We start from the raw sequence: 9775 nt of genomic DNA, 5'->3' as shown, positions 1-9775 counted from the left end.
GTTGCCCCCGCCTCCGCCGATCTGCAGGTCGACGCAGGAGTAGAAGGCGTTCGCGGTGTCGGCGATGTTCCAGACGGCGAGCAGCTTCTGCCGGCCGGAGAAGCCGCCCAGGTTGACGGTGTGCGACACGGTCGCGTCGGGCTGGCGACCTCCGCCGTCGACGACCGCGACCCGGGTGTTGCCGATCCAGTACTCCCAGTTGGACGTGGCGTGCCGGGCGGTGTTGACCCAGGTGAACGTCACCGAGCTGCCGACCGAGGTGGCCGGCCAGCCGCGGCTGTCGTCATTGAGTACGGCGAACTGGGCGATCCCGGCGTGGCAGCTCTTCAGGCCCTTGGGGCCCTCGACGCTCTGCGGCTCGTACTTGATCTGGCCGCAGTCGGGCACCCGGTTCTGCGCGCAGAGCGCCTGGCGGCTGGGGGGCGAGGAGACGTAGCCGTGTGCCTGGGCGGGGGCGGCGACCGCCAGGGTGGCGGTGACGGCACCCGTGGTGAGCAGCGGCAGGGTGATTCTTCGACGCATGGCGGCAACTCCTTCGGGGCGATGGGAGATGCCAATGAACATAAATTAAACCTTGTTAACAGTAAAGACTCCTGTCTATAAATTAAGTCGCGTACGAGGGGATCTTCTTGAGCGCCCCGGCACCGCCATGGGATTCTGGTACGTCGATGGCTCTGCGCGGGGCCGACCGTCGTTCCCAGGGCACCCGGACACCGGGAGGGCGACGCAGGACAGACGCTCGCCCGATCCCCGAAGGAACCCCGCATGAGCAGAACCGCATCCATGACGCGCCGCCTCGCCACGTACGCCGCCGCCCTGCTGCTCGCCGTCGCCGCGCCGGCCGCCGTCGACCCGCCCGCCGCGGGCGCGGCGGCCGACCCGGTGACGGTGACCGTGAACGCCCGCGCCGGGCTGGCCACCGTGCCCGACACCGCGCTCGGCGTCAACCACGCCATCTGGGACCAGCACCTGGGCAGCACCGAGACGTCGGACCTGCTGCGGGCGGCCGGTGTGAAGATGCTCCGCTATCCCGGCGGCTCGTACGCCGACATCTACCACTGGCGGACCCACACCGCGCCCGGCGGGTACGTCGCCCCCGGCACCGACTTCGACACCTTCATGGCGGCGGCGAAGCGGGTCGGCGCCCAACCGATGATCATCGCCAACTACGGCACCGGCACCCCCGCCGAGGCCGCCGAGTGGGTGCGGTACGCCAACGTCACCAAGGGCCACGGCGCGAAGTGGTGGACGGTCGGCAACGAGAACTACGGCAACGGCCACTACGGCTCGGCCTGGGAGGCCGACGACCACCCGGACAAGAGCGCCACCCAGTACGCCCGGCTGGTCGTCGAGTACGCCGACGCCATGAAGGCGGTCGACCCGAGCATCAAGGTCGGTGCGGTGCTGACCATGCCGGGGAACTGGCCCGACGGGCTCACCGCCGGCGCCGACCCCGGTCCCTGGAACCAGACCGTGCTCTCACTCGCCGGACCGAAGATCGACTTCGTCGACGTGCACTGGTACCCGGGCGGCACCGCCGCCGAGTCGCTCGCGCGGACCGCCCACCTCCCCGACGCCGCCTGGCTGCTGCGTCAGCAGATCGCCCGCTACGCCGGGCCCGACGCCGGCCGGATCGGCATCAGCTTCACCGAACTCAACGTCGGCGCGGGCCAGAACACCCAACCGGGGGCACTGTTCCTGGCCGACGCCTACAGCGGGCTGCTGGAGCAGGGCGTCTTCACGGTGCAGTGGTGGAACGTCCACAACGGGATCGGCACCGTGTCGGAGGTCGCCGGCCAGACCGACTACGGCGACTTCGGGATGCTCTCCAGCGGCGGCTGCACCGCCGACGGGTCGGTCTGCGAGCCGCCGTTCAACACGCCGTTCGCGCCATACCACGGGCTGTCCATGAATCTCTTCGCCCGGGCCGGTGACCAGTTCGTCCGCGCCGGCACGGACCAGCCGCCGGTCACCGCGCACGCGGCCCGCCGGCCCGACGGCAGCCTGGCGGTCCTGCTGCTCAACAAGGACCCGGACACCGCCCACCCGGTGGTGATCGACTACGCCGGTTTCACCCCGGCGGACGAGGCGCCGACCGTGCACACGCTGACCAACGGCGCGGGCGGGGTTTCCACCGGCCGGTCCGGCGGCGCGACCAGCCGGACGCTGCCGCCGTACTCGCTGACCACGCTCGTGCTGCGCCCGTCCGGCGCGGTCGGCGGCCGGCCCGGGGCGCCGGGCCGGCCCACCGCGGGCGCGGTGACCGACCGGACGGCGACCCTCTCCTGGCCGCCGGCCGCGCCCGGCGCCGCGCCGATCGCCAAGTACGAGGTGTACCGGCAGCACGGCGCGATCAGCGAGCAGCTCGGCGAGACCGCCGGCACCTCGCTGACGGTCGGCAACCTCGACCCGGGCACCCGGTACACGGTCAACGTGCTGGCCCGGGACACCGCGGGCCGGGTCTCCTGGTCCTCCCCGCCGCTGACCTTCGCCACCGGCAGCCCGGCCGACAGCAGCTGCGCCGTCCGGTTCGGCAAGGACACCGACTGGGGCAACGGCTACGTGGCGACCGTCGAGGTCGTGAACACCGGTCCGAGCGCCCTCGACGGCTGGACGCTCACCTGGACCTGGCCCACTGCCTGGCAGCAGGTGAGCAGCGGTTGGAGCGCCAACTGGTCGCAGGTGGGCACCGAGGTCAGGGTGACCAGCACCGCCGACAACCGCCGACTCGCCGCCGGCGGCGGCAGCACCAGCGCCGGCTTCGTGGGCGCGTACAGCGGGCCGAACGTGCTGCCGGGCGCGTTCCGGCTGAACGGCACCGTGTGCACGGTCCGGTGAACCGGGCGGCGGTCACCCCCGGCGGGGTGGCCTGAGCCGGCCGTCGGCCGCCGACGGGGTCCGCGGGCTCCGTCGGCGGCCCACGCCACCAGGACGGCGCGGCGCCGGGACCACGTGCGGGCGCAGGCGTGCCGGGGGTACGGGCGCGGCCGCGCGTCGGCACGGCGCGCCCGGCCGGGGCAGCGCCGCCAGGATCAGCCCGAGGAGCGCCACCGCGACGATGCCGTCGAGCCAGTAGTGATTGCCGGTGCCGACCACCACCAGCAGGGTGACGACCGGGTGGGCCAGCCAGAGCCACCGCCACCGCCCGGCGGTGACCGTGACCAGCGCGGCGGCGACGGCCAGGGCCCAGCCGACGTGCAGGGAGGGCATCGCGGCGTACTGGTTGCTCAGCGTGTCGGTCTCGGGCGGGCCGTAGACGGCCGGGCCGTACCGGCTGCCGGTGTCCACCAGGCCGGTGAGCGCGGTCATCCGGGGCGGGGCGAGCGGGACGAGGACGTGCAGGGCCAGGGCCGCCGCGGTGAGCGCGGCGAGCGCCCGCCGCATCCACCGGTAGTGGTCGGGATGGCGGAGGTAGAGCCAGACCAGGCAGAGCGCGGTGGCCGGGAAGTGCACGTACGCGTAGTAGCAGTTGGCCAGCCGGACCGGCAGCTCGTGGAGGAGCAGCGGCGCCTGCACGGCGGCCTCGTCCGGCAGGTGGAGCAGCCGCTCCAGCCACCAGATCCGCTCCCCGTTCGCCCGCGCGGTGCCGGACCGCCCGGCCACCACCAGCCGACCCGCCTTGTAGGCGAGGAAGAGTGCGGCGACGAGGGCCAGCTCGCGGACCGCCCGGCGCAGCGCACCGGCCGGCCGCGCGTCGGCGGCCACCGGCGGGGGTGGCGCGGGCTGCGTGGTGTCCACAGCGCCTCGATTCGGTCGCGGCCGGCGTGCGCCGGCCCGGGTGGGCACGGACCAGGGCCGCCGCCGGAATCGGCGACGGCCCTGGGACGACGGGGCGTCAGCGGCGGGCGCGTTCGCCCGGGCCCGTGACGTCCACGGCCACCTCGTCGAAGGCGGGCGCCCCGTCGACCGCGTCGGCCGCGACGGCGACCGAGCGGGCGGTGTCGGGCAGGTCCAGGCTGGACCGCAGGGTGACCGGCTTGAGCAGCAGCGCGGCCAGGATCCCGACGACCGCGATGGCGGCGGAGATCAGGAAGATGTGCCCGGTCGCGTCACCGTACGCGGCCCGCACAATGTTCTGCACCGGCGCGGGCAGGGCGGCGAGGTTGAGCGTGCTGCCGCCGCTGCCGCCCGAGGCGGGGATCCCGAGGGCGGCCAGGTCGTGGGTGATCCGGTCGGTGACCTGGCGGGCCAGGACCGCGCCGAGCACCGACACACCGATGGTGCCGCCGAGCGAGCGGAAGAACGCCACGCTGGAGCTGGCCGCGCCGATGTCCTTGAGCGCCACCGTGTTCTGCACCGCGAGCACCAGGTTCTGCATGGTCATGCCGACGCCCACGCCGACGATGAACATGGCGGCGCCGACCAGGACCAGCGAGGTCTCGTGGTCGATGGTGCCGAGCAGGGCGAAGCCGACGACCAGGATGATCGAGCCGGCGACGATGTACGGCTTGATCTTCCCGGAGGCCGTGATGAGCCGGCCGGCGACGATCGAGGAGAGCAGCACGCCGGCCATCATCGGGATGGTGAGCAGGCCGGCCTCGGTGGGGCTGTAGCCGCGGCCGATCTGGAAGTACTGGCCGAGGAAGACCGCGCCACCGAACATCGCCATGCCGACCGCGAGGCTGCCGAGGATGGCCAGCGCGGTGGTGCGCTCGCGGACGATCTCCAGCGGCACGACCGGCTCGGCGGCCCGCGACTCCACCAGGACGGCCAGGGCGAGCAGCAGCACCGAGCCGCCGACCATGGCGCCGGTCTGCCAGGACAGCCAGGCGAACGAGTCGTCGACGAACGAGATCCAGATCAGCAGCAGGCTGACGCCGGCGGCGATCAGCGTGGCACCCAGGTAGTCGATCTTCACGTTGTCCCGCCGCGCGGTGGGCAGGTGCAGGGTGAGCTGGAGCAGGATCAGCGCGACGATCGCGACCGGCACCCCGACGAAGAAGCACCAGCGCCAGCCGAGCCACGAGGTGTCCACGATGAGGCCGCCGAGCAGCGGGCCGCCCACCGTGGCGAGGGCCATCACGCCGCCCAGGTAGCCGTTGTAGCGCCCGCGCTCCCGGGGCGGGATCATCGCCGCGATGGCCACCTGGACCAGGGCCTGGAGGCCGCCGACGCCGATGCCCTGGAAGGCGCGGGCGGCGATGAGCTGGCCGGCGGAGTGCGCGAAGCCAGCCGCCACGGAACCGGCCAGGAAGACCACGATGGCGACCTGGATCAGCAGCTTCTTGTTGAACAGGTCGGCGAGCTTGCCCCAGATCGGGGTGGTCGCCGTGGCGGTGAGCAGGGTGGCGGTGACCACCCAGGTGTACTGGGTCTGCGAGCCGTTGAGGGCTCCGATGATCTTCGGTAGGGCGGTCGAGACGACCGTGCTGCTCAGCATGGCCACGAAGAGCACCAGCAACAGGCCGCTGAGGGCCTCCAGCGTCTGCCGCCGGTTCGCGGGCGCGGCGTCCGCCGTCGCGGTGGGTGCGCTCATCGCGCGTCCTCCAGGTTGTCGTGTCGGGTGAGGGCTACCTCGAGGTCGCGGGTGAGGCGCGCGAGGGCGGCGGACAGGGCCGCCACCTCCCCGGGGGTCCAGTCGGCGAGCGCCCGGGAGAGCACACCGCCGTACCACTCGTAGGCCTCGGCCATCGCGGCCCGGCCCGCCGGGGTGACCGTCAGGTGACTGGCCCGCCGGTCCTCCGGGTCGGTGCGCCGGTCCACCAGGCCGTCGGCGACCAGGGCGGCGACCGCCCGGCTGACCGTCGACGGGTCGAGTCGGCTCCGCTCCGCCAGGTCCCGGGCGTGGCAGCCGGCGGTGGCGCTCCCGTCGATGTGCCGGAGCAGGCCCACCAGGCCGGGCGGTACGGCCGGCCGGTCGTCGGCGCGCCGCTGCTTGAGCAGTCGCACGCCGGTCAGCAGGTCCTGCAACCGGGTGACGAGTTCTCGGCTGGTCGCGTCCACCCTCTCCCCTCCCCTGCCTTGGTTGCCTCAAGCAATCATTCGCCAATCTTGCGCAGTCGGCAAGTTTGCTCATTGAGAAACGGATCACGTACGCTGGGGAGCCATGGAGGAGGCCACCGGGCTGCGCGAGCGGAAGAAGGCGGCGACCCGACTCGCCCTGCACGAGGCGGCCCTGCGTCTCGCCGCCGAGCAGGGGCCGGACCGGGTCACCGTCGAGGCGATCGCCGACGCCGCCAACGTGTCCCGGCGCACGTTCTCCAACTACTTCTCCAGCAAGGAGGAGGCGCTCTTCCACGGCGACACCATGCGGCTGCGCCGGCTGCTGGAGCTGATCGCCGAGCAACCCGCCGGCCTGCCGCCGTGGGAGGCGCTGAGCCGGGCCGCGCTGGGCCTGACCGCCGAGCTGTACGACGACACCGCCCTGGCCTGGCTGAACCGGCGCCGCCGGCTGCACGGCAACCCCGGGCTGGTGGCGCACCAGGTGGGTGCGTACGCCGTGATCGAGCGGGAGCTGGCCGGGAAGATCGCCGCCCGGCTCACCGGCACCGACGCCGCGCTGCGCTCCCGGATCCTGGCGGCGACCTTCCTGGCCACCCTCCGGGTCGCCACCCAGCAGTGGATCGAGCAGCCGGAAGGCTCGATCATCGACATCCTCCGCACCGCGCTGGCCCACGCCACCCCGGCGACCGGCTGACTGTCGGAGGGTCCGGCTACCGTCGGCGGCGTGGTCACCGTCGACGACGTCCGCGCCCTCGCCCGCACGCTGCCGCGCACCAGCGAGCACCTGATCCACGACCGGATCAAGTTCCGGGTGGGCGCGATCGTCTACGTCGCGTTCAGCCGCGACGAGCGGAGCATGGGCTTCGGCTACCCGAAGGAGCAGCGCGACGGGCTGATCGCCGCCGAGCCGGAGCTGTTCTTCCTGCCCCGCCCCTCCGACCTGCGGTTCCACTGGGTCTGCTGCCACCTCGACCGGCTCGACCACGACCAGATGACCGAGCTGGTGTGCGAGGCGTGGCGGATGGTGGTGCCGAAGTTCCTGGCCCGCCAGCGGCTGGGCGGGTGAACGCCGAGGCTTCGCTGAGAGCGATACCACGCCGTACGGTCCCGGCATGAGCGCCAGCACGACATCCACGGCGGCCGTGCGGCCGTACCGGCCCGCCGACCACGACGCGGTCTACGACATCTGCGTCCGCACCGCCGACGCCGGCGGCGACGCCCGCGGGCGGTACGCCTCCGACGACCTGATGCCCGACCTCTTCGCCGGCCCCTACCTGCACCTCGAACCGGAGCTGGCGTTCGTCCTGGCCGACGCCGGCCGGGTGGTCGGCTACGTGCTCGGCACCGCCGACACCCCCGCCTTCGTCCGCGCCTACCGGCGCGCCTGGATCCCCCGGCTGGCGCACCGCTACCCCGAGCCGGCCGGTGATCCGCGCACCCCGGACGAGGAGATGATCGCCCTGCACCACCGTCCCGAGCGGATGCTCCTGCCGGAGCTGGCCGGCTACCCCGCCCACCTGCACATCGACCTGCTCCCCAGCCACCAGGGGCGCGGCCACGGCCGGCGACTGCTGAAGACCTTCCTGGCCGCCGCCGCCCGGGCCGGCGCGCCCGCGCTGCACCTCGGCATGGTCACCGCCAACGTCCGCGCCCGCGGCTTCTACGACCGGCTGGGCTTCCACGTGATCCCCGTGCCGGACCCGGGCCCGCTCACCTACCTGGGCCGGTCCACGACCTGACGGCGCCGGGCCGGCCCCGCCGGGAATGCCGGTCGATTCCGCCCCGGGGCCCGACCCGGCGCTGACAGACTCGGGCGGTGGGCCGCGACGGGTGGGGCAAGGGACTGGGGCCCGCCATGCCGGTCGCGCCGGCCGCCCGGGTGGACAAGTTCGAGGTCTTCTTCGACCTCGTCTTCGTGGTGTCGTTCTTCATCATCACCCGGGCCACCGCCGCGAACGTGACCCCCCGGGAACTGCTGCACGCCATGCTGGTGCTCGCCGTGCTCTGGTGGTGCTGGGTGGTGCACAGCGCGGTGGCCAGCCGGCTCCGGCTCGGCGAGGGCTTCGTCCCGGTGCTGATGGTGATCGGCATGGTCGCGCTCTTCACCTTCGCGCTGGCCCTGCCGCAGACCTTCGGCACCCTCCGGGAGGGCACGGCCGGGCCGATCCTGGTCACCGTCAGCTACATGGTGATCCGCGCCGTGCACATCGCGCTGTACGCGTACGCCACCCGGGGCGACCCGCCGGCCCGGCGCACGCTCTGGAAGTTCGTCCCCGAGGTGCTGATCACCACCTGCCTGCTGCTGGTCGCGGCGGTGCTCCCGCCCGAGGTCGGTGACCGCGACCTCGGGCTCTGGCTGCGCGACGCGCTCTGGATCGCCGTGGTGGTCATCCAGTACGCCAGCGGCCTGCTGGCCGGCACCGACGGCTGGCAGATCACCTCCGCCGAGCACTGGACCGAGCGCTACGACCTGATCCTGATCATCGCGCTCGGCGAGTCGGTCATCTCGGTCGGCGTCGGCGGCAACCTGATCGGCAAGCCGGTCACCTGGCCGGCCATCCCGGCCGCGATCTTCGGCATCCTGTTCACCGCGGCGCTCTGGTGGGCGCACTTCGACATGATCGGCCCGGCCGCCCGGATCGCGCTGCACGCCGCCGAGGGCCCCCCGCGCGTGGCCATGGCCCGCGACGCGTACGCCTATCTCTACCTGCCGATGATCGCCGGGGTGATCCTGTTCGCGATCGGCGCCGAGGAGCTGGTGCGGACGATCACCGACCCGGCCGGCGGGGTGGCCGAGCACGGCCACGGCCCCGCCGTGGCGCTGCTCTTCGCCGGGGTCATGATCTACCTCGCCGCGGACATGGCGTTCCAGCTGCGCACCCTGCGGACCGTGTCGTGGACCCGGGTCGCCGCCCTGGCCGCGCTCGCCGCCGGGTTGCCGGTCGGCCGGCACCTGCCGGCGCTCGGCGCGCTGGGCCTGCTCACGGCGATCTGCGTCGCGCTCGTCGCCGTCGAGGTGGTGATGATGGCGGAGGCCCGCACCGCCCTCCGCCGGGCGGTCTACGAGGAGAAGGCCAGCCACGAGGCGAGCGAGGCGGCCTTCCGCGCCCGCTGGCACGACGGCGGTCCGGAGCAGCCCCCGGAGTAGGGATCGCCCGTCCGACATGGCGGGACGGACGACCCTTAGAGTCTCCGCGTGATCGAGATCGCCACCGAGGTCGACCTGTTCCACCCGCCGGCACGGATCTGGCGGGCCCTGACGGAACCGGCGCTGCTCGCCAAGTGGTTCGCCGGAAGCGAGTCGCTGGGTGACCGGACGTTGCTGCGGACCGCGGGGCTGCCCGGGTACGACGCCGACACCGAGGTGGAGGTGGTCGAGCTGCGCGTGCCGGAACGGCTGGTGCTGCGCTGCCGCGAGGGGGACCGGAGCACCCGGTTGGCCTGCGACATCGCCCGCACCGGGCACGGCTCCCGGCTGTCCGTGCGGGAGGTGCTGGAGGAGGGCGACTGGGACGCCGACCGGCGCGCCGAGCAGCACCAGGGGGCGGTGACCGGGCGGCTCCCGGCGATCCTCGACTGGCTGGCGTTCCAGGAGGTCGACCTGCGCCGGGCCGAGGGCGGGCTGACCGCCGAGCTGCCGGTGATCCGGCTACTCGGTGACGTGCGCACCCGGACCGGTCGCCGGCGGGCGGTGCTGGCGGGCGCGGTGCTGGCGGTGCTCGGCGTGGGCGCCGGAGCGGCGGTCTGGGCCACCCGGCCCGAGCCGACCGCGCCGGCCGCCCCGCCGCCGTCGACGCCCCTGGTAATGCCCTCTGCCAGCAGCGCCTCGCCC

General features: G+C 73.6%; 10 protein-coding genes. 6 read left to right on the top strand and 4 right to left on the bottom strand.

Features of this window, described 5'->3' with window-relative positions; genetic code table 11:
• The coding region (locus ACW0Q9_RS25660; protein ID WP_456185534.1) for a lytic polysaccharide monooxygenase auxiliary activity family 9 protein at positions 1-522 on the bottom strand (522 nt) is incomplete at its 3' end.
• Positions 523-765: 243 nt separating this feature from the next.
• Here ACW0Q9_RS25660 and ACW0Q9_RS25655 point away from each other — a divergent pair.
• Positions 766-2838: a cellulose binding domain-containing protein gene (locus tag ACW0Q9_RS25655; protein WP_456185532.1), complete on the top strand. Its 2073-nt coding sequence runs from the start codon at positions 766-768 to the stop codon at positions 2836-2838.
• A gap of 12 nt (positions 2839-2850) precedes the next feature.
• Here the strand turns inward: ACW0Q9_RS25655 and ACW0Q9_RS25650 are convergent, their stop codons facing one another.
• The 3 genes from ACW0Q9_RS25650 to ACW0Q9_RS25640 form a co-directional block, all read right to left on the bottom strand.
• Complete coding sequence (locus ACW0Q9_RS25650; RefSeq protein ID WP_456185530.1) at positions 2851-3738, bottom strand: phosphatase PAP2 family protein; 888 nt, start codon at positions 3736-3738, stop codon at positions 2851-2853.
• 97 nt (positions 3739-3835) lie between these two features.
• Entirely contained in the window at positions 3836-5476 is a 1641-nt protein-coding gene (locus ACW0Q9_RS25645; RefSeq protein ID WP_456185528.1) for an MDR family MFS transporter, read from the bottom strand.
• Complete coding sequence (locus tag ACW0Q9_RS25640) at positions 5473-5943, bottom strand: MarR family winged helix-turn-helix transcriptional regulator (RefSeq protein ID WP_456185526.1); 471 nt, start codon at positions 5941-5943, stop codon at positions 5473-5475. The genes ACW0Q9_RS25645 and ACW0Q9_RS25640 overlap by 4 nt, the downstream gene beginning before the upstream one ends.
• Before the next feature lie 103 nt (positions 5944-6046).
• On the opposite strand from ACW0Q9_RS25640, the gene ACW0Q9_RS25635 reads away from it, so the two are divergent.
• From ACW0Q9_RS25635 to ACW0Q9_RS25615, 5 genes are all read left to right on the top strand, one after another.
• Positions 6047-6637, top strand: coding sequence for a TetR/AcrR family transcriptional regulator (locus ACW0Q9_RS25635; RefSeq protein ID WP_456185524.1), 591 nt, complete (start codon positions 6047-6049; stop codon positions 6635-6637).
• Positions 6638-6667: 30 nt separating this feature from the next.
• Positions 6668-7009: an MmcQ/YjbR family DNA-binding protein gene (locus ACW0Q9_RS25630; RefSeq protein ID WP_456185522.1), complete on the top strand. Its 342-nt coding sequence runs from the start codon at positions 6668-6670 to the stop codon at positions 7007-7009.
• A gap of 46 nt (positions 7010-7055) precedes the next feature.
• Positions 7056-7682 carry a GNAT family N-acetyltransferase gene (locus ACW0Q9_RS25625; RefSeq protein ID WP_456185520.1) on the top strand — a complete coding sequence of 209 codons (627 nt, stop codon included), beginning with the start codon at positions 7056-7058 and terminating at the stop codon, positions 7680-7682.
• 77 nt (positions 7683-7759) lie between these two features.
• Complete coding sequence (locus ACW0Q9_RS25620) at positions 7760-9091, top strand: low temperature requirement protein A (RefSeq protein ID WP_456185518.1); 1332 nt, start codon at positions 7760-7762, stop codon at positions 9089-9091.
• Positions 9092-9139: 48 nt separating this feature from the next.
• Positions 9140-9775, top strand: a 636-nt coding sequence (locus ACW0Q9_RS25615; protein WP_456185516.1) for an SRPBCC family protein, incomplete at its 3' end; no start/stop codon positions are given.

The organism is Micromonospora sp. I033 (assembly GCF_053890995.1).
Note: the sequence above shows the minus strand (reverse complement) of the source record. Positions and strands in the feature narration are given on the sequence as shown.

Bases quoted from the DNA above. Each gene is read 5' to 3' on its own strand.
- ACW0Q9_RS25655 (WP_456185532.1), top strand. From the start codon at position 766: ATGAGCAGAACCGCATCCATGACGCGCCGCCTCGCCACGTACGCCGCC.
- ACW0Q9_RS25645 (WP_456185528.1), bottom strand. From the start codon at position 5,476: ATGAGCGCACCCACCGCGACGGCGGACGCCGCGCCCGCGAACCGGCGG.
- ACW0Q9_RS25635 (WP_456185524.1), top strand. From the start codon at position 6,047: ATGGAGGAGGCCACCGGGCTGCGCGAGCGGAAGAAGGCGGCGACCCGA.
- ACW0Q9_RS25625 (WP_456185520.1), top strand. From the start codon at position 7,056: ATGAGCGCCAGCACGACATCCACGGCGGCCGTGCGGCCGTACCGGCCC.